Annotated in this window: 17 protein-coding genes and 1 riboswitch; of the genes, 3 read left to right on the top strand and 14 right to left on the bottom strand. The window is 33.7% G+C overall.

Annotated features, from left to right (window positions below; translation table 11 throughout):
• Positions 1-9 precede the first annotated feature (9 nt).
• The 10 genes from thiM to A9G34_RS08490 form a co-directional block, all read right to left on the bottom strand.
• Positions 10-801: a hydroxyethylthiazole kinase gene (thiM, locus tag A9G34_RS08535; protein WP_065569454.1), complete on the bottom strand. Its 792-nt coding sequence runs from the start codon at positions 799-801 to the stop codon at positions 10-12.
• A gap of 50 nt (positions 802-851) precedes the next feature.
• Positions 852-954: riboswitch (TPP riboswitch) on the bottom strand.
• Between the two features lie 37 nt (positions 955-991).
• Positions 992-2,353, bottom strand: a complete 1,362-nt coding sequence (gene trkA / locus A9G34_RS08530; protein ID WP_065569453.1) for a Trk system potassium transporter TrkA — start codon at positions 2,351-2,353, stop codon at positions 992-994.
• Between the two features lie 95 nt (positions 2,354-2,448).
• On the bottom strand, positions 2,449-3,444 hold the full coding sequence (trpS, locus tag A9G34_RS08525; RefSeq protein WP_065569452.1) for a tryptophan--tRNA ligase: 996 nt from the start codon (positions 3,442-3,444) through the stop codon (positions 2,449-2,451).
• A 19-nt stretch (positions 3,445-3,463) separates the two neighbouring features.
• On the bottom strand, positions 3,464-4,162 hold the full coding sequence (locus tag A9G34_RS08520; RefSeq protein WP_034944043.1) for a phosphoglycolate phosphatase: 699 nt from the start codon (positions 4,160-4,162) through the stop codon (positions 3,464-3,466).
• 1 nt (position 4,163) lies between these two features.
• A complete protein-coding gene (gene rpe, locus A9G34_RS08515) occupies positions 4,164-4,832 on the bottom strand; it encodes a ribulose-phosphate 3-epimerase (RefSeq protein ID WP_034944040.1) in 669 nt (222 codons plus the stop codon).
• Positions 4,833-4,881: 49 nt separating this feature from the next.
• Positions 4,882-5,703: a Dam family site-specific DNA-(adenine-N6)-methyltransferase gene (locus tag A9G34_RS08510; RefSeq protein ID WP_034944036.1), complete on the bottom strand. Its 822-nt coding sequence runs from the start codon at positions 5,701-5,703 to the stop codon at positions 4,882-4,884.
• 46 nt (positions 5,704-5,749) lie between these two features.
• Positions 5,750-6,604 (bottom strand): SPOR domain-containing protein, encoded by an 855-nt coding sequence (locus A9G34_RS08505; RefSeq protein ID WP_065569451.1) that lies wholly within the window; start codon positions 6,602-6,604, stop codon positions 5,750-5,752.
• Positions 6,605-6,686: 82 nt separating this feature from the next.
• Positions 6,687-7,208 (bottom strand): shikimate kinase AroK, encoded by a 522-nt coding sequence (aroK, locus tag A9G34_RS08500; protein WP_034944028.1) that lies wholly within the window; start codon positions 7,206-7,208, stop codon positions 6,687-6,689.
• Between the two features lie 188 nt (positions 7,209-7,396).
• On the bottom strand, positions 7,397-8,359 hold the full coding sequence (gene gutQ, locus A9G34_RS08495) for an arabinose-5-phosphate isomerase GutQ (protein ID WP_065569450.1): 963 nt from the start codon (positions 8,357-8,359) through the stop codon (positions 7,397-7,399).
• A gap of 379 nt (positions 8,360-8,738) precedes the next feature.
• Positions 8,739-10,079, bottom strand: a complete 1,341-nt coding sequence (locus tag A9G34_RS08490; protein ID WP_065569449.1) for an LTA synthase family protein — start codon at positions 10,077-10,079, stop codon at positions 8,739-8,741.
• A gap of 473 nt (positions 10,080-10,552) precedes the next feature.
• On the opposite strand from A9G34_RS08490, the gene glyA reads away from it, so the two are divergent.
• Positions 10,553-11,809: a serine hydroxymethyltransferase gene (gene glyA, locus A9G34_RS08485; RefSeq protein ID WP_065569448.1), complete on the top strand. Its 1,257-nt coding sequence runs from the start codon at positions 10,553-10,555 to the stop codon at positions 11,807-11,809.
• Between the two features lie 68 nt (positions 11,810-11,877).
• Here glyA and A9G34_RS08480 read toward each other — a convergent pair whose 3' ends face one another.
• Positions 11,878-14,046: a hypothetical protein gene (locus tag A9G34_RS08480; RefSeq protein ID WP_065569447.1), complete on the bottom strand. Its 2,169-nt coding sequence runs from the start codon at positions 14,044-14,046 to the stop codon at positions 11,878-11,880.
• Between the two features lie 199 nt (positions 14,047-14,245).
• Here A9G34_RS08480 and A9G34_RS08475 point away from each other — a divergent pair, with 199 nt between their 5' ends.
• Positions 14,246-16,171: an ABC transporter ATP-binding protein gene (locus A9G34_RS08475; protein ID WP_065569446.1), complete on the top strand. Its 1,926-nt coding sequence runs from the start codon at positions 14,246-14,248 to the stop codon at positions 16,169-16,171.
• 103 nt (positions 16,172-16,274) lie between these two features.
• Here A9G34_RS08475 and A9G34_RS08470 read toward each other — a convergent pair whose 3' ends face one another.
• The gene (locus A9G34_RS08470) at positions 16,275-17,456 is read right to left on the bottom strand and encodes a sugar transporter (protein ID WP_034915274.1); all 1,182 of its coding nucleotides are present in this window, start codon (positions 17,454-17,456) and stop codon (positions 16,275-16,277) included.
• 140 nt (positions 17,457-17,596) lie between these two features.
• Complete coding sequence (gene tpx / locus A9G34_RS08465) at positions 17,597-18,109, bottom strand: thiol peroxidase (RefSeq protein WP_065569445.1); 513 nt, start codon at positions 18,107-18,109, stop codon at positions 17,597-17,599.
• A gap of 449 nt (positions 18,110-18,558) precedes the next feature.
• Between tpx and A9G34_RS08460 the strand changes: the two genes are divergently transcribed.
• Complete coding sequence (locus A9G34_RS08460; RefSeq protein WP_065569444.1) at positions 18,559-19,299, top strand: acid phosphatase; 741 nt, start codon at positions 18,559-18,561, stop codon at positions 19,297-19,299.
• A gap of 137 nt (positions 19,300-19,436) precedes the next feature.
• Here the strand turns inward: A9G34_RS08460 and apbC are convergent, their stop codons facing one another.
• Positions 19,437-20,510: an iron-sulfur cluster carrier protein ApbC gene (gene apbC, locus A9G34_RS08455; RefSeq protein WP_065569443.1), complete on the bottom strand. Its 1,074-nt coding sequence runs from the start codon at positions 20,508-20,510 to the stop codon at positions 19,437-19,439.
• Positions 20,511-20,739 lie beyond the last annotated feature (229 nt).

Raw genomic sequence — 20,739 nt, 5'->3', positions numbered from 1 at the left:
TATATTTTCCTATTTGTCTGATATGTTAAATAATGAAAGTTTATCTAGTAGTGAGACTGCATAAGTTCCTAATCCTTGCTGTTTATTGGCAAGTTCACCGGCTTTTTTCATCATAAAACAAGCGGAGGCGGTAGCTAATAATGGATCCATTGAATTGGCTATAAATGCGGCAACCATTGCTGACAATGAACATCCAGTACCTGTGATTTTTGTTAATGCAATATCACCGCCTGTAATGCTATAAATATCTTTACCATTAGTAATATAATCAGTTTTACCGGTAATGGTTACGATAGTTTCATATTTTTGTGCAAGTGAGATAGCTGTTGTTAAGGCTGATTCAGTCGAATCTTGACTGTCAGGTCCTTTCGATGATGAATTTTGTTCATCTAATACTAATATTTCAGAAGCATTGCCACGAATTACTGTTGGTTTTAATAATAATAATTGTTTTGCAATATTCGTACGGTAAGGAAGGGCTAATCCAACTGCAGCAGGATCTAATACCCAAGGGGTTTGAGTTTTCTTAGCCTGAGCAGCGGCTAATAGCATACTCTTTGCGGTATTGCCGCATACCGTACCTAGATTAATTAATAAACTGTTAGCAACACGAACGAATGAAGAAACTTCATGTTCAGCGATAACCATGGCTGGCGATGCGCCAATTGCAAGTAATACATTGGCGGTAAAATTTTGCACTACATCATTGGTCATGCAATGAACTAAAGGTTGTTGCTGTTGTACTTGCTTAATGAAAGGTGGGAATTGAACAGCTTGAAATGGTTTTATTGTTAATAACATATTCTTTCCTTTTTATGCTTAGTAATTGGGAAGAATATGCCGCGTTAGGCCGTATATGGCTTAGACTTCCCTACGCTGGTATAACCCAGATCAGGTTCAACGGGTAATATCTCAGTTTTTTGTGTAAAACAAAAAACACCCCGAGTCAAAATCTTTATTTATTATGAACTGGCTATTTATTTTAAACAAGTCATTGTAATAATTTTTCTATATCAGTAATCGCTTTTCTATCTGGTAAAAATATAATGAGATGATCTTTGTCTTCAATGGTTAAATCAGTATTAACAATGATCACATCTTCTCCTCGTACAATAGCCCCGATAGTTGCGCCTGAAGGTAATTTTAATCCATTAATATTTTTACCTACCAATTTTGATTTTTCATTATCACCATGAGCAATGACTTCAATAATTTCAGATTCACCTTGTCTTAATGAGACAACTTTTACCATACCTGTTTGTCTTACATGACTTAATAGCTCTGAAATGGTGGCATGTTGTGGTGAAATCGCTATATCAATTACACTGTCATTGATAAGTTCAAGGTAGGCCTGACGTTGAATTAATACAATGACTTTTTTTGCCCCCATTCTTTTGGCAAGCATTGAAGACATGATGTTTGATTCATCATCACTTGTTACTGCGATAAAAAGATCGGTAAGCTCAATTTGTTCTTGTGATAATAACTCTTGATCAGATGATTCACCATGTAATACAGTTGTGTTAATTAGCTGTTCGGCAATTAATTCAGCACGCACAGAATTACGTTCAATTAGTTTAACTTGGTAGGCATTTTCTAAACGTTTAGCTAGCGCGACTGCGATACTCCCTCCACCACTAATAATTATACGTTTGTATGGTTTTTCTAAACGTTGTAATTCACTGGTCACGGCTTTAATATTAAAAGGTGGGGTTATAAAATAGACCAGATCGCCAGCCTCGATCAATGTTGATCCTAGTGGGCGAATAAATTGATTTTTACGATATATTGCCACGACTCGGGCCTCAACATGAGGAAGGTGTTCTTTGAGCTCCGATAATTCACTTCCAACCAAAGCCCCGCCATAATATGCTTTAGCAGCAACCAAACATACTCTATTATCATAGAAGGAGGCAAACTGTAGCGAACCAGGATACTGGACTAAATGGCTTATATGGTTAGTGATGAGATTTTCAGGAGCGATAATATGATCGATATTGATACAATCTTTATTAAAAAAAGAATATTTTTCCTCGTTATATTCTGGCGCTCTAATTCGTGCAACTTTTTGCGAAATATTAAACATCACATGACTAATTTGACATGCCATCATGTTTACTTCATCAGAGCTAGTTACAGCAACTAGCATATCGGCTGATTCAGCACCTGCACTTTCTAAAACTTGTGGATAAGAGGGTTTTCCACAAATTACTTGTAAATCAAAGCGTTCTTGCAATGATTGCAATTTGTTGTCATCTTCATCTACAACAGTGACGTCGTTTTGTTTTTCTGTAACGAGGTATTCAGCAAGAGCACTGCCTGTTTGTCCCGCTCCAAGAATGATAATCTTCATAACTAACCTGTAATAGCTAAGATTTTTAATATAGTATATTAAAACCAATCAATACTGTTTAATGTTATTATCAATGACCATTTTTTGATTGCTAACTATACAAAGCCTATTGCATCATAGACTTTTTTCAAAGTAGGCTCGGCTTTTGAACGAGCTTTTTGGGCTCCTTCTTGCATAATTGAAAGTAGATAATTTTCATCATCACGATATTGGTGATATTTGGTCTGTAAAGTGGTTAACATATCAATGATTTGGGTTGCTACTTCGGTTTTAAGATGACCATACATTTTACCTTCAAACTCTTTTTCAAGCTCGGTAATTGGTTTACCTGTAATACCTGTTAATATATCGAGCAGGTTTGATACGCCAGCTTTAGTTTTTAAATCGTAGCGCACTGTTGGTGGTTCATCAGAATCGGTCATTGCACGTTTAATTTTTTTCTCAATGTCTTTTGGGTTTTCAAGTAATCCAATTACATTATTACGGTTTTCATCTGATTTGGACATTTTTTTTGTTGGCTCTTGTAATGACATAACTCTTGCACCAACTTTAGCAATAAATGGTTTAGGAATAGTAAAAATATCGCCATAAAGAGCATTAAAACGTATTGCAATATCGCGAGTTAATTCAAGATGCTGCTTTTGATCATCCCCTACTGGCACTAAATCGGCTTGGTATAATAAGATATCAGCCGCCATAAGAACCGGATAATCAAATAGGCCTGCATTAATGTTTTCCGAATGACGTGACGATTTATCTTTAAATTGTGTCATGCGGCTGAGCTCGCCAAAATAGGTGTAACAATTTAAAACCCACCCTAACTCAGTATGCGCAGGGATATGGGATTGTACGAAAATAGTACTCTTTTGTGGATCAATACCACAAGCTAAATAGAGTGCTAACGTATCAAGTGTGGCTTTACGTAATTTTTGTGGATCTTGGCGTACTGTTATCGCATGTTGGTTGACGATACAATAAACGCAATCATATTCATTTTGCAATGCCACCCAATTTTTTAGAGCACCTAAGTAGTTACCAAGTGTTAACTCGCCTGAAGGTTGTGCACCACTAAATACAATTGGTTTACTCATAATTTATTCCTAATATGTGTTAATTATATTTTTCGTCAGCTTTAGGCTGAGGTAATATCGTTAATATATCTTTAAAATCATCAAATAAAAAGTCTGGTTCACTTGTAGCAATCGAAATACCATAATTATATCCATAACTTAATGCCACTGTTGGGCAATTGGCATTTTTAGCTGCTGTGATATCATTTTTAGAGTCACCCACAAAAAGTAGTTGATTGTTAAATAATCCAAATGTTGCCATAACTTGATATAATGGAGCAGGATGTGGTTTTAATTTTATTACATCTCCACCACCAAGCACTAGCGAGAAATACTCTTTAATTCCTAAAGAAGTGAGTAGATCAGGTAGAAATTTTGCTGGTTTATTAGTGACCAATGCCAATGGATATTGGCTAGTATAAAGTGTTTTTAAGGTTTCCTTGACGTTAGGAAATAATTTCGTTCCAACATCGATAACCTGATCATAATGACAGTTAAAAATATCTCTAGCTTGTATAAAGAGGGCTTCTGATGGATCGACTTCGATAGCTTTAAAAACACGTTTTAACATGATATCAATACCGTTACCAACCCAATTTTTAATTTGTTCATTAGTAACTGTTGGTAATTGTAAATCAACTAACATGTTTTGTGTTGCAAGAGCAAGGCCAGGAACACTATCAACAAGTGTACCATCTAAATCAAATGCTATTGCTTGAATATTGTCTAATTTATGCATATTACACTCCTGCTAATTCTTTTCGCATTGCATCGATGACCGTTTTATAATTGGGTTGGTTAAATATAGCTGAACCTACTACAAACATATCAGCACCAGCTTTAGCTATTTGGGCTATATTGTCAACTTTTATTCCACCATCGACTGCTAAACGAATGTTCCTATCTGATTCAAGTATACGTTGTTTTGCTTGTTGTAATTTTTTTAAAGTTGAAGAAATAAATGATTGTCCACCAAAACCAGGATTAACGCTCATTAATAAAATAATATCTACTTTATCAATTGAATAATCTAAATAATCAAGCGGCGTGGTAGGATTAAACACAATACCAGCGTGACAGCCATGATCTTTAATTAATTGCAATGAACGGTCTAGATGAATTGTAGATTCTGGATGGATTGATATATTTGTAGCTCCGGCTTTAGCAAAAGATACGATCAACTCTTCAACAGGAGATGCCATTAAGTGAACATCAATAGGGGCTTTTATGCCATAATCTCGCAATGCTTTACAAAACATTGAGCCCATAGTGAGATTAGGCACAAAATGATTGTCCATGACATCAAAATGTACAACATCTGCACCTGCATCTAATACTTTTTGAGTATCTTCACCAAGACGAGCAAAATCAGCTGATAGAATTGATGGTGCAATAATAAATTCGTTCATAACAATCCCTCTATTGATAAAATCTTCTTATTATTATACTAAAGCTAAGCTAAGATTTTTTGTATAATGCTAAAATTTCATCAATTTTTTTTCTGCCTTCGCCGGCACAACTAATTGAACGTCGCATTTCTGCTCGATAAAGATGACGAGCTTTGCTATATAAAGTTCTTGTATAATTTGTATCATGATTTGATACAAGTACAGGAATATCTTTTTTATAAGCTATCTTTTCGGCTAATTTTGATAATTTTTTATGTTCATCATATCCAAAACTATTTGAATAATATGCTGTAAATCCAACTGATTCGTTTGGTGATAGATAAGGTGGATCACAATATATCACAGAATTCCGTTGCGCTTTTTTCATCACATCTTGATAAGGAGCACAAATGAATATGGCATTTTGCGCTTTTTGCGCGAAAAAATTTAGCTCTTTCTCTGGGAAATAGATTGTTTTGTATCGACCAAATGGTACGTTAAATAAACCACTATTATTATATCGACACAATCCGTTATAGCAGTGACGATTTAAATATACAAATAGTAGAGAACGTAGATATTGATCTTTGCTATGATTAAAAACATTGCGCAGCTGATAAAATGCCTCAGGTTGATTATTCTGAGGGTCAAATAACGATTTTAGATCGCAGATAAACTGATCTGGTTTAGTTTTTAATAAATTAAATAATTCAATTAAATCATGATTAATATCAGCCAAAATATAGCTTTTGTAGTTTGTGTTTAAGAAGACAGAACCTGCCCCAACAAAAGGTTCAATGAGTTGATCACCGTTTGGTAGATACTGCCTAATAGTGTCTACAAGCTCATATTTTCCTCCAGCCCATTTTAAAAAGGCTCGTTGTTTTTTCAACGGATACTCCTATTTTGATATTGGTAGGATAAATGAACTATATCCTTTACTTTACTGCCTTTTCTTTATTAATCGCTGCACTAGATTTAACCCATGGGTTATTTTTTTGTAGTGCATTCGGCAAAGATTTTATCGCTCTGTTTGCTTCATCATATGATGAATAATTGCCTTCAATTAATACAAACCATGTGCTGTTGTTATGTTTTGTTTTATAAATTTGATAGTTACTTATATTGTTTTGTATGGCAAATTTCTTTAAATTTTCAGCAGATGAAGATGCGCTAAGTTGAATCGCATAATAGTTGTCCTCCAAATTACTATTTTTATCTAATTTAGTATTTTCCCCTTTATGACTAGATTCTTCTGTAAGAGGATAATTATTTGATATTATTTGTGAACTAAATTTATTATTCAAACTACTAACGCCATTATTTTCATCTGCTATTAATGAATCCATATTTGATTTTATGTTTCGATTATCAATATCTTTTCCTTTATTGGTAATGTTTTTTATATTTTTAGGCTGCTCTTGCTTACCTGATGTTTGATTTAATGTTGTTTCAGTTTGAGAGTTAGTCTGACTCTTTGAACTTATAGCTTGGGAATTATTAGTGGCAATAGATTCCCTTTTAGTTAAGGAGGATGACGTATTGTTGTCGCTATCAAAATTTGTTGATGGCAAATCATTGATAACCGATGGTGTTAATTCCGTTCGCTTACTTTGTTTTGAATAGCTATATATCATCAAGATGAGCGATATAAAAATCATTATCACAGCAAAACCAAGAATGATCAGTTTTCTCTTTGGAAAATCTTGAAATAAACTTGGTAATTTAAATGAAGTTGTAGAGTTCTTATTCGCTTTTTCTGATACATAACGATCATTTTTATCTACACGCATATTCACCCCTTAACTTACTAACAACCATATTACTACTTATGAGAGCTGCCCGTTTATCATTATATTATTGTAAACAAATTTTTTAAATTTGTTCTATTTTATCAATAATATAACCTGCAACACCTTTAGCACTTTGCTCATCAGTTTTAATTGTAATGTCTGCAATCTCTTCGTAAAGCGGTTCTCGTTCATCTGCGAGCTCTTCATAAAGCTCACGGGGTGTATTGGCACCCTGTAGTAATGGGCGTCGTTTATCTTTTTGTGTTCTTGCCATTTGTTTTTCAATGGTTGTTTCTAAATAAACTACGATCCCACGAGCTGATAATCGGTTTCTAGTCTCTTTAGATAAGACTGATCCCCCGCCAGTTGCGAGCACTACGCCTTGTTTTTCTGTTAATTCATTAATAATTTTTTCTTCTCTGGCGCGGAATCCATCTTCACCTTCTAAGTCAAAAATCCAGGCAATATCAGCTCCAGTACGTTTTTCGATCTCTTGATCTGAGTCAAAAAATTCCATGCCTAACTGTTGTGCAATTTGTCGGCCTATTGTGCTTTTTCCTGCCCCCATTGGGCCAATTAGAAAGATATTTCGCTTTTCTGCCATTGTAGTTTCATCATCTATTAATTTTGGTTAAATATACAACACAATATTATTTTGTTATGATTCGAAAAATCATGCACAAAATAAATTGTGTAACTTTTTCTTGGATCTCCGTCTTATACGACAAAAATTTAGGTTGGTAATTATCTCAATAGATAGCCCCTTTTTGCAATAGGTATTTATCAATAGTTTTAGCTTATTCCCGCTTGGTGTAAATCATGAATACTTAAAGCACCAACTAATTCATCTTTGGCATTGACAACTGGCGCAGCAGTAATATTGTGATAATTAAATGATTTTAACGCTTCTGTCGCTTTCCAATTTTCTGGAATTCTGTAACCTGGAGTGGTCATTACAGATAAGATGCTATCATGTAATGTACCGTTTTTTAGTAATAATCTACGTAAATCGCCATCAGTAAATACACCAATAATTTTATTATCATCTTGACATATGGTTACTAAACCTACTCCTGTTCGGCTTAATTCTAACATAGCATCAAGAACTGTGGAAGACTTTGAAATTTTGGGGATTAAGTCACCTTTTCGCATAACATCTTTTACTTGATTGAGTAATTTTACTCCTAAATTGCCACCAGGATGCGAACGTGCGAAATCTTCTTCTTTGAAACCTCTAGCTCGCATTACTGTAATAACAAGAGCATCTCCCATTAGTAAAGTGTTAGTTGAACTTGAAGTGGGAGCAAGGCCCATTGGGCAGGCTTCTTTTTCAATTGAAATATCAAGCACTGCTTGTGCTGATTTAGCTAGTGGTGAGTTTAATCCTCCTGTTATGGCAATAACAGGAACATTTATTGAAGCGAGTATTGGTAAAATGAAATTAAATTCTTTGGCACGACCAGAATAAGAAATTAAGATAGCAACATCATTTTCAGAAACCATACCTAAATCACCATGTAGAGCCTCTGTAGGATGCATAAAAAAAGCAGGACTACCTGTACTTGCTAATGAAGCTGCAATTTTTTTACCTATATGTCCAGATTTTCCAATGCCTGATACAACCACTTTTCCTTTAGTTGCCAAAATAATTTGGCAAGCTTTAATAAAATCTTCTCCCAGACGATCGGGTAGTTTTTGAGCTTCGTTTAATTCTAGTTCAAGAAGCTCTCGACCATATCTTAGTAATTCATCCATTTCAATTAACCTATGGAAATTATTTAAACAGTAACTATTTTACTTATGAATAGTAATTAACTTATAAATAGATATTAATATAATGTGTTACAGTTTAGCAATTAACCTTTTAATATTCAAAAATAAAGTATCCTATATTTTTAATATATAAATATTTAAATAACAATGTCTATTTTAAAAACCAATTGGTTAATTTTTGCTATTATAATATATAAATAAAATTTTGGCGGATATCTTATTAAGTCTATATTAATAATTGAAAAAATTACCAAGAATCCAAAGCACTAAAAATAAAAAGTAAAAAAGATACTTGTATATCATCCTAATTTATGAAAATATTCAGTTTCTAGATTAGTTATTTAATGCATTAACTATTAGTTTATTCATATTTTTCAGCAGAATAATTAAGTGTTGCTATATTAGATTTATTTTGTTCAATAAATTTTTTCTTATCGAAATTAGGCTCTGTTAAATAGTCTGTTAGAAATTTGGCATTACTTTCAATTTGTGCACCGTTTAAAATTAAGCGCGGTAAATCTATTTGGTAGATTCTTTGATTGGTTTTTTTTTGTAAATTATTTATTTTAGCATTAGTGAGCAAATATAATTTACGTTCCTTTTCGGACAGATGACTAATTGTTGGAGTGCCTGAGCCCATCATTAAATGATCTGGGAAGATATAAAATACAGTATTATTTAAGATACCTTCATCTTTTAAGTATTGAATAAAAGCTCCTAAATTATGATCTAGTGAGGCAGCAACAAAAGACATATTGTCTTTTTTAGGTGAAATAACTGATTGCATTCGTTCATCATAAAAACCATTTGGGGCATGTGTTGAAACAGTTGACACAAATAATGCAAATGGTTTATCAGTTTGACGCATTTCTGTAATTTGTTTTTTAGCTATGTCAAAGATATCTTTGTCATAAAGACCAAATGGTGCTTTTGGGTATTGATCTATATAATTTTTTTCTGAAACAACTTGTATACCCAAAATTTCTGCAATGTGTCCAATACCAGCAAAATCTGGGTTTGCCATTACATAACGTGTCTGATAACCAGCTTTTTTAAGCACATCACCTAAACTAACTAATCTTGTTTCATTTGCTTTTATTAATGGCGAAGTTGTAAATCCACCAATTAAAAAAGGCATACCTGTCATATAAGTGTACATTGATGCTGTAGTCCATGTACTTCCTCGGCTCATTGGCATGTCAGCAAAAAAGGTATAGTTCTGGCGTAATTTTTGTAAATTAGGAGTTATATCGTGAAAATCAAAGAAACCTTGTTCAAAAGATTCTAATGATAAAATGATAATGTTTTTACCTTTAGTACTAACAATTTGATCTTTATTAGGATAATTAATCATATTAAGTGATTGCAGCGCTTCATTAAATGGCTTACAAGGAGAATTGATTACCTGATAGATTTCATATAAATGGCTTAAAGGTCCATTATGATAACTAATTGAAATAAATGAAATAAATGCTAATAATAAACGAATTAATATTCGACATTTATTGCTAAAAATGTTGACTAATTTTAATAAAAGAAATATCAAGAAAGAGAATACGATAATAACTAAACTAGCTTGTAATTTGAAAATAAATAACCCTTCAATAATATCGTTGACGTTTAAATTGACATAAAATTGATAATCAATAAAACCACCACTGAAATAGATAGAGGTTAGTTCCATTACAATAAATACAGTCATTATCGTTATAATTAGTAATTGTAACTTCTTTTTTTTAAACAATGATGCGAAAACGATAGTAATAATGAAAAGAGGTATAACAACTAAGGTCGATATAGGCATAGATCTTAAGACTCAATAATTAATTTTTGTATAAGTATATCCGTAATACTATAAAAAATAAAAATCGCTAATTATTTTATTTTTACTCTGATAAAAGTTAAATTATTTTTATCCAACTCTTGGTTGTAATATTCTAAAACAATTTTTTGAAAACATTGGACTGTTTTAAGCGTTAAATTGCACAAATGCAATAGGCTACTTAGTATAATCAAGTTATTTTTTGATAATCTATTTTAGATGAAAATTATTTATATAGAATAAAAAATATTGAAATAACGTGATGAATAAGTAAGGATAACAAAGGTAATTTTTGTGCAAATAAATTTATCAATGAAATTAAAGGCTAATGTGATTAATAAGAAGGAGTCAACATGTTTAGTAAAAAAATGACCATTACTGATTATGATAAGGAATTATGGGATGCAATTAAAGGCGAAGAGCAGCGTCAGGAAGATCATCTTGAACTGATCGCATCAGAAAACTATACCAGTCCACGAGTAATGCAAGCTCAAGGCTCGCAACTCACCAATAAATATGCTGAAGGTTATCCTGGAAAACGTTATTACGGTGGCTGTGAATATGTTGATATTGTTGAAAAATTGGCAATTGAGCGCGCTAAGACTTTATTTGGTGCTGATTATGCTAATGTGCAACCTCATTCAGGTTCACAAGCTAATTTTGCAGTTTATATGGCACTTTTAAAAACGGGCGATACTGTATTGGGTATGAATTTATCTGAAGGCGGTCATTTGACTCATGGTTCCCCAGTTAGTTTTTCCGGAAAGCTTTATAACGTTGTTTCTTATGGCGTTGATGATACTGGACATATTGATTATCAGCAGTTAGCTAAAATTGCTAAAGAATCAAAACCAAAAATGATCATAGGTGGGTTTTCAGCCTATTCTGGAGTAATTGATTGGAAACGTATGCGCGAAATTGCTGATAATGTCGGGGCTTATTTATTTGTGGATATGGCGCATGTGGCGGGGTTAGTTGCAGCAGGTGTTTATCCAAATCCAGTTCCTTATGCTCACGTTGTTACTACTACAACTCATAAAACCTTAGGTGGTCCAAGAGGGGGCTTGATTTTAGCAAAAAATGGTAGTGAAGAGTTATACAAAAAGTTGAATTCGGCTGTTTTCCCAGGGACGCAAGGTGGTCCTTTAATGCATGTAATTGCCGCTAAAGCAGTTGCTTTAAAAGAAGCAATGGAGCCCGCTTATAAAGAATATCAACAGCAAGTAGTGAAAAATGCTAAGGTCATGGTTGAAGTGATTTTAAAACGTGGTTTTAAAGTAGTATCGGGTGAAACACACAATCATTTATTTTTAATTGATCTAGTTGATAAAAATATCACCGGCAAAGAAGCTGATGCCGCTTTGGGCTGTGCCAATATTACCGTCAATAAAAATAGTGTACCTAAAGATCCGCAAAGTCCATTTGTAACATCAGGTGTGCGTATTGGTACACCAGCTATTACTCGTCGAGGTTTTAAAGAAGCCGAATCATGCGATTTGGCCAATTGGATTTGTGATGTTTTAGATAATATTGATGATGAGCAAAACATACAAGAAGTAAAAGAGAAAGTTTTAGCTATTTGTCGACGCTTTCCTGTTTATCAGCCTTAATGGCTAGCAATTCCACCGAAGGTTGTCGGTGGAATTATTTATTGGTAGTTTGTTATGTCTAGCCATTTTTATTTGTCGGCATTTGTATCGATGTTATTTTGAGTTTGTTGTTTTAGTGGTTCGATGTAACGGTCAATATAACCTTCATGCCATAGCCAGCCTGCAGTTGTGCCAATTCCTAATAACATTGCTAATACAAAAATGATATTTAATTTTTTATGGCGTTGCTTCATTGGGTCACGCAAATTACGTTTTGCATTTGTAGGTAGTTCGGCTTTACTAGTGAGTAATCTACCTAACATTAGATTAATTTTTACTTGTCCATTAATAGCCCAACCAGATGCTTCAAGCAGTGGTCCTAACGTTCTTCGTCGTAATTTTAGCCATGCCAAAATAACAGATGGACCAGAAATAATCAGGAATAACCCAATAAACGACAAAGGGAGCTGCCACCAAGTGAGTGAAAATATTGCTTGAAAAATCGAGGCTAATGCCGTGCCAATTGCACCAACTGCTAAACCAATTGCAGCAAAAATTCCAACGCTTTTGCCAATATCAAATTTATTTACTGGGTTTTGGAGTGCTTGTTCACTTGATTTTTCAACATCGGCATCTTTACTGCTTGCCCATTTATTAATTTGTTCAGTAATACAACGTCCAATACGTTGGTAAGGTGCCAAAATTGCTTGCTGAATGCTAATTGGTTTAGTGATTATTTTAACTACATTGGCATCCCAATCATTCCCTTCATTGTCGATAAATACGCCATTTCTACCTTCTATTAACAAATCTCCTTGTCCGGCAGTCATCGCTGCGGCAATCAGTTGTTTTTGACCATGTCGTGTACATTCACAATAAAGTAAACAAAGCTCAGAATAATTTGCCATGGTTGAGTGTTTGGCTATATTGTCGACCGCAACACAAAGGTTTGCACAGCGGCCATCTATGTAAAGTTTACCAAGTTGAAATGCGGCTCGAGTTGTTGGGATGAAAAAGTCTGCAAAGGAAACAAAATTAATCAGCAAGCGATAAAGATGCTTATGAAATAGGACTAACTTTTCTAAAATCAGTACATCTGATGCTGAAATAGAGGTTTTATTATCTTGTTCAACCATTTTTTCGAATTTAGTAAGTAATTCATCATTAGCCATGCTAGTAATCAATTTGGTTGGTATATCTTCAATACTTTCTGTTGGTTGAGTTGTGACATCTAATTTTGACAATTCAGGTTTAGAACTTATTAGCGTAGTATAATTTTCAAGACTATTTTTTATATTTTGCCATTCTTGTTGTGTGAGTTTGTCTGGGGTTGATAATGTTGAAGCAACTAAGGTTTTAAATCGCCCAATTTTAGTTTTCCAAAGCGGATTAAGCCCATTAACCAGATCGAGAGCATCAGTTGTATCAATTTTAGATAGAGGTAGCTCAGCTAATGCTTCATCAGACAATAAACCATTTTCGGTTGGTACAATATATTTTTCGTCAACGTTAAGTGCTGTTTGTGCTTGTGGGGCGTATTGTGCTAATTCGACACGCAAAAAGTAGTCGTCAATTTTAGGTGTTAACATTTGCACTAATTTCCAAGTTTCTGCAGTGTTTTCCCCAAAAGGTGTTTGGAAATTGCTTATATCCTTTTGCCATTGTTGCCATATTTTTAGATTTGCAACAAAAGTTTTAGCAATATCTAAATTAATACCATCTTGTCCACTCATGTCTTTTTGTGCGCCGATAGTTTTGATCGCCGTTTTAATAAACATTTGCATGTCTGGTGATAATTCGCTTGATGCAGGAAAGATTAAATCACCATTGTAAAGTTTATTCTCATTGATTTTAATAGATTTCTGTATATCATCTTGCGTTAAATAATCCACGTTATTTTTATTCAAGCTAGCTAAAATACTTTGAGCGGTGACCGATAGTTTTTTTCCTTGCGGAGTTGATGTATTAATTTGTGATAATGGTAGTGTTTCACTTGTGTTTAAAATACTATCAAATGAAATTATTTTATCTCTAGTCCAACTAATTGCATCTAAAATATCGGGAATTCGGATGCGCCCATCTTTATCTGAATCAAGTAATGCTAGCGTTTTTTTATCAAAATCTAATCCAGTTGTTGGGCAACTGAGAGCAACCCACAATTTAGGATCTAATTCTGGCAAATTGATTATATCTTTGGCATTTTTAAATACAACTTGATCTAATCCGCCTACACGCTGAAATGTCCACATATGACTCATAGAAATCTCCTTATCTAAATATTATTAATATTTTTAAATGATCAATAAATACAGCATTCTTATCCTTCTTAAGAAAAAATAAAGAATCTTACATTAGTAAAGAATTTTATTATATCTTTGATAATTGATTTTAATTGGCTGATACAACTTTATGATAGAATAACGCTTTATTACTTTTTATCCAAATAAAAACATAAATATGTCATTAATTAACCTTACAAATGCTTACCTATCATTTAGTGATGCGCCGTTGCTTGATCATATCAATATGTCTATTGAACCAAACGAGCGTGTTTGCCTTGTCGGCCGTAATGGTGCTGGTAAATCGACTTTACTTAAAGTGTTAAATAAAGAAATGCCATTAGACGAAGGGCAAATCATTTATGAAAATAATGTAATTGTTTCACGATTACAACAAGATCCTCCTCGTGATGTGCAAGGCAGCGTGTTTGATTTTGTGGCAGAAGGGTTACACGAACAAACACAATTATTACGAGATTACTACGATTTAGCACATCGTGTAGAGTCCGATCCTTGCGAAAGTAACTTAGATAAATTAGCGAAAATGCAAGAACAGTTAGATCATCAAAATGGTTGGCAATTAGATAGCCGTATTCGTAATGTTATTTCTTCATTATCGCTTGATGGTGATGCATTGTTGTCTTCGTTATCGGGTGGCTGGTTGCGTAAAGCCGCATTAGCCAAAGCGTTGGTTTGTCAGCCAACAGTTTTATTGCTTGATGAACCAACCAATCATTTAGACATTCAAACCATTGAATGGTTGGAATATTTTTTGAAAAGCTTTAATGGTAGTATTGTGTTTATTTCCCATGATCGTTCGTTTATTCGTCAAATGGCAACGCGTATTATTGATTTGGATCGAGGTAAAATTGCGTCTTGGAGTGGGAGTTATGATAATTATTTGCTTGGTAAAGAAGAAGCATTGCGTGTTGAAGAGTTACAAAATGCTGAATTTGATAAAAAATTAGCTCAAGAAGAAGTCTGGATCCGACAAGGTATTAAAGCTCGTCGTACTCGTAATGAAGGGCGAGTGCGAGCATTAAAAGCAATGCGTCAAGAATACAGCAAGCGACGCCAAGTTATGGGTAGTGCTAAAATGCAAATCGAGGAAGCATTACGTTCAGGAAAAATTGTTTTTGAGCTTGAAAATGTGACATATCAGATTGAGGATAAGTTACTAGTTAATGATTTTTCTGTACAAGTATTACGTGGTGATAAGATCGCTCTGATTGGTCCTAATGGTATTGGTAAAACAACTTTATTAAAACTGATGTTGGGTAATTTGACACCAACATTAGGTAGTGTGCATTGTGGCACAAAGCTTGAAGTTGCTTATTTTGACCAATATCGTCTCGAACTCGATCCTGAAAAAACGGTGATGGATAATTTAGCCGAAGGTAAGCAAGAGGTTATGGTTAATGGCCGATCACGCCATGTACTTGGTTATTTACAGGACTTTTTATTTCCGCCTAAACGTGCCAGAACACCTGTACGAGCACTGTCTGGAGGGGAGCGTAATCGTTTATTGCTGGCTAAACTATTTTTAAAACCTAGCAATTTATTAATACTTGATGAACCGACCAATGATCTTGATATTGAAACATTAGAATTGCTAGAAGAGTTAGTGAATGATTATCAAGGAACTGTCTTGTTGGTTAGTCATGATCGGCAATTTGTTGATAATGTGGTCACTCAATGTTGGTTTTTTGAAGAAAAAGGCCATATTGGTGTTTATGCTGGTGGTTATGCCGATGCTCTGCAACAACAGCAGCAAGCACAACCAGTTAAAGTAACGACAGTTAATAAACTTGAGCAACCTAAAAAAGAATTATCTGCTACTAATAATCAAAGTAGTGAGCGAACCGCTAAAAAGAAAGTTAAACTGAGTTATAATGAACAACGAGAATTGGCACAATTACCAAGCAAAATAGAACAATTAGAATTAGAGATTACTGATTTACAAGCACAAATTGGTCAAAGTGACTTTTTTAATCAAACTCATGAAATTACTAGCCCAATTTTACAATCTTTGGCAGATAAAGAGGCTGAATTAGAAGCTGTTTTTGAAAGATGGGAGCAGTTAGAGTCTTTAAGCAAATCATAAGGTAAGTGTTAGTATTTTCAGCATTATTTATTTGTGTTATAAAATAAATAATGCTGTTTCCTTACCCTAAGGTTTTTATATAATATTTTTTACATAACAGTTTTTAAATAACCGTTTTATTATTCCATAATTTTCTAGATAAAAAGTAGAATAATAATAGTGCGATGATGACAAAACACGCACCAACATAACCAATGTAATCAATTGAAAGTAAAATTAATACCTTACTGCCTATAAAAGCACCGCCTCCTATTCCAATATTGAAAATACCAGAATAGACTGAAGTGGCTATATCTGTGGCATCGGGTGCGGCATCAATTACTTTACTTTGCATAACCATTCCAATAATTGTAATGGAAAGTCCCCAAATCAAACATTGAATAATTGCAGTATAAAGCGTTAATGAACAGACATAAAGCGATAATAAGCAAGTAATCAGTAATAGCATAGGGATGATGAAAATTGCGGTTGGATTCTTTTCAGCATATTTTGCAAAAATAACGCTACCAATCATTCCAGAAAAACCTACAACTAATAATAAAAGGACGATAACATTTTGGTTAAATCCACCAATATTTTTCATGAATGGCGTAATATAGGTATAGGCAGTAAAGTGACCCGCAATAATAATGGCAATTAATAAATAAATGTTTAGCAGTATTGGGCGTTTTAATACCATTGGAATATCTTTGATAGAGATAATATCCATGCTTGGTACAGTAGGCAATAAGCGGAGTAGTAATATCATCACGCAAAAAGCGATACCAGCAATACATAAAAAAGTCACGCGCCAGCCAACGAGTTGTCCTATGATGGTGCCAATTGGAATACCTAGAATGGTTGCCATCGATACGCCAATAACAATAAAGCCCATTGCTTTAGCTTTTTTACCATTGGGCGCTAACCGAACTGCAAGTGGTGTTGTAATTGCCCAAAATACCGCATGTGCACAAGCAATACCAATTCTTGCTATCATTAAACTGTAAAAATTCCATGCGACTCCAGCTAAAATATGACTACCTATAAATAGACAAAATAAAAGGATAAGTAGCTTCCTTCGTTCCATTTTTGATGTTAATACTGTGAGTGGCAATGATAATAACGAAACAGCCCACGCATAAATAGTGAGTAATAATCCAGCATGGGCTACGTCCATTGAAAAGCTTTCAGCAATATTGGGTAATAGCCCGACAGGTACAAATTCCGTTGTATTAAAAATAAATGCCGCAAATGCAAGACAAAGAATTGATGACCAAACCCGAGATCGGTTAATACTATTATTCATGATTAAGATTTTGGAGGGAATATTAGATTACTTTTGATTATAACTGAATATGTTTGTCTATTAAATAGTTGCTAAGAATAAATCTTAAACTTAATCGCCACCAATATTAGTATTTGAGGGCGATGTTTCATTATAGCGATTTATTCTAGTGCTTTAACTGCAGCTAGGACTTTGTCATAATCAGGTTCAGAAGAGGTTTCTTTGACATATTCCACATAAACAATTTTGTCGTTTTTATCAATGACAAATACAGATCGAGAAAGTAATCGCAACTCTTCAATAACAACTCCATATTTTAAACCAAAGTTGAGTTCTTTATGATCTGAGGTGACTTTAACGGCATCAATACCTTCAGCAGCACAGTAGCGATTTAAGGCAAAAGGTAAATCGACGCTAATTGAAAATATCACTGTGTCTTTTAATTTTGCCGCTTCGACGTTAAAGCGATGCACTTGAGCACTACATACTGAGGTATCAATGGATGGAACCGAATTAATAATTCTGATTTTACCTTTAAAATCGGACAATTTAATGGGCTCCATTTTTAAATCTTGCACGATAAAATTGGGCGCTGTGTCGCCAACTTTAATTTGTGTGCCTAACAAAGTAATAGGTGCTCCGCGCATGGTGATTTCATTAACTCTTTTTTGCATAACAGTTTCCTTAGTGTTGTAACTAATAACGTTGTTTCGATAGAGTGAACTTATTAAAGTTTTACAGCTTTATTTACTATAAATTTAGCATTATTCAGCTGTCATATTCATATTATGCTAGATTTGATAATTTATCCAATGAATAACATTTTTGCTTACTCAATTTAGTGAGCAATAATAAGTCAAAAAATTTCAATAAAAATAAATGTGATAGTTGTCACATATAAAAAATTTGTTTGTTTATTAATAAAGAAATTATTTTTATGATTAACTAAGCTATTAATTGGTGAATGTTGTTAAATAACCACATTGATATGCTTAAAATAAGAAATATTTATTACTTATTTATCTTATAGGGCAATTAATCTATTTAAATAAGCAGGTTAGTTATCATAAGTTGTTGGTGTTGGTTACCGAGAATTATAGTGCTTTTTAATAAGGAAACTTATATGCAAAAAATCTTTGTAAACAGTATTATTATGTGTGTCTTAATATCTACAAATGTTTATGCCAATAATATTAAAGATGTGACGACTAATCCACAAGATTTTTACCTTACAGAAAATCAATCGCCTAATAGTTTATTTTTATTACCTCCTCCTCCTTCTTTTAATAGTGTTGATTTTCTTAGGGATAAAGCGATGTATGATTGGGGTAAGTCACTTCGTAATTCTGAACGAGGACATCAAGCTTATTTAGATGCTGATTCTAGTAAGGATAATATAGCCAAACAGTTTTCCTCCTCTTTTGGATCTGAAATTTCTATAACTACAACTCCCGAGATTTATAAACTCATTACTACGATGAAAGAAGATGCCGGTGATCTGGCGACTCGTTCTGCTAAAAATTTTTATAATCGAGTTAGACCATTTTCTTTTTTTAATGAGCCAACTTGTCGTCCAGAAGATGAAAAAACATTATCAACTAATGGTTCTTATCCATCAGGTCATACTACAATGGGATTTGCTATTTCGCTAGTACTTGCTGAAATCAATCCAGAGAGACAAAATGAAATTTTTAAGCGTGGTTATGAAATAGGCGAAAGTCGGGTAATTTGTGGTTATCATTGGCAAAGTGATGTCGATGCTGCAAAGATTATGGCAGCGGCTGTTGTGGCTCAGCTACATACAAACTCGGAATTTACTCAACAACTAATTAAGGCGAAGGAGGAGTTTAGTCATTTAAAATAGTAGATACTGATTGGTGTCATATTGATTATTATTTGAATTATTTATTGAAAAATGCTGGATTATTTACACATTATTATTTAAATTTCATCTTGATATATTGGCTATTATATTTAGTAGCCAATATATCGATTTTAAATTTATATAGTTTTAAAAGGGATATCAGGCAAAATCGCTTCACCTTGCCAATATAACTCACTAGCAATACTTCCTGCTATTTGATAATAAAGTTGGCTAAATTCGCTATCAGGGTGGTTAATAACAGTGGGCTTTCCTGTATCAAGATCTTGGCGTAACATTTTTTGAAGTGGAATTTGCCCTAGCAATTTTGTTTGATATTGTTCAGTTAAACGTTTTGCACCACCTTCACCAAAGATGGCCTCATGATGTCCACAATGTTCACAAATGTGGTAACTCATGTTTTCAATAATTCCTAGTGTTGGGATGTTTACTTTATTAAACATGGTAATACCTTTTTTTGCATCGATTAAGGCAATATCTTGAGGCGTTGTGATAATTACAGCAGCAGTAACTGGAATGTTTTGCGCTAGGGTTAATTGGATGTCCCCTGTGCCTGGAGGCATATCAATGACAAGATAGTCGAGTTCTGGCCAAAGCGTGTCTTGTAAAATCTGTAATAGAGCTTTACTTGCCATAGGTCCACGCCATACCATGGCACTATCGGAATCAACTAAATAACCAATGGAATTGCTTGCAAGCCCATATGCCATTATTGGTGTCATATGTTTATTATCGGGTGTTAAGGGTTGCTGGTTTTCTGTACCTAACATGGTTGGGATCGAGGGGCCATAAATATCTGCATCTAAAATCCCTACTTTAGCCCCTTGTTTTTGTAAAGCTAGCGCAAGATTGACCGCTGTTGATGATTTTCCAACGCCGCCTTTTCCTGAGCTTATCGCGATAATGTTTTTTATATTATTAATGGCATTTTTGTTATTAGCACGTTTTAAAGTAGCAATTTTATATTCAATATGCCAGTCAATATCATTAACGCTGTTAAGCTTAAGCAATTCTGGAGAGGTTATTTTTTTCAATTCTTCAAAAGTAGATTGCCAAGCGAAAGGCATTGTTAAATTTATAGTTAAGCAGTGATTAACTATTTCACATTCTTTTATTGCGCCAAGTTCAAGTAAATTTTTTTTTAGCGTTGAATGAGTAAAATTTTCAAGAATTTTTTTTACTTCAGTATTCATTGTGGTTATCTCTTTGTGCCTCAGTATTTATACTCGTTTTATTTCCAATTACCTTGTATCAAAAGCTAAAAAACATTAAATAATAATAGGGCGGTACATTTTATTGGTTTACCTCACTAAAAAATGATTATTTGCTGTTTGAAAAGTAAATTGAGCATATAAATTTTATGAAATTATGGCATAAATCTAGCGATAATCCCACGATTGATGTACTATTTCTGCCATTATG

The sequence above is a fragment of the Gilliamella sp. Choc4-2 genome, from assembly GCF_001690355.1.
Taxonomy (GTDB): domain Bacteria; phylum Pseudomonadota; class Gammaproteobacteria; order Enterobacterales; family Orbaceae; genus Gilliamella; species Gilliamella apicola_A.
This window is presented reverse-complemented; position numbering and strand designations above follow the sequence as displayed.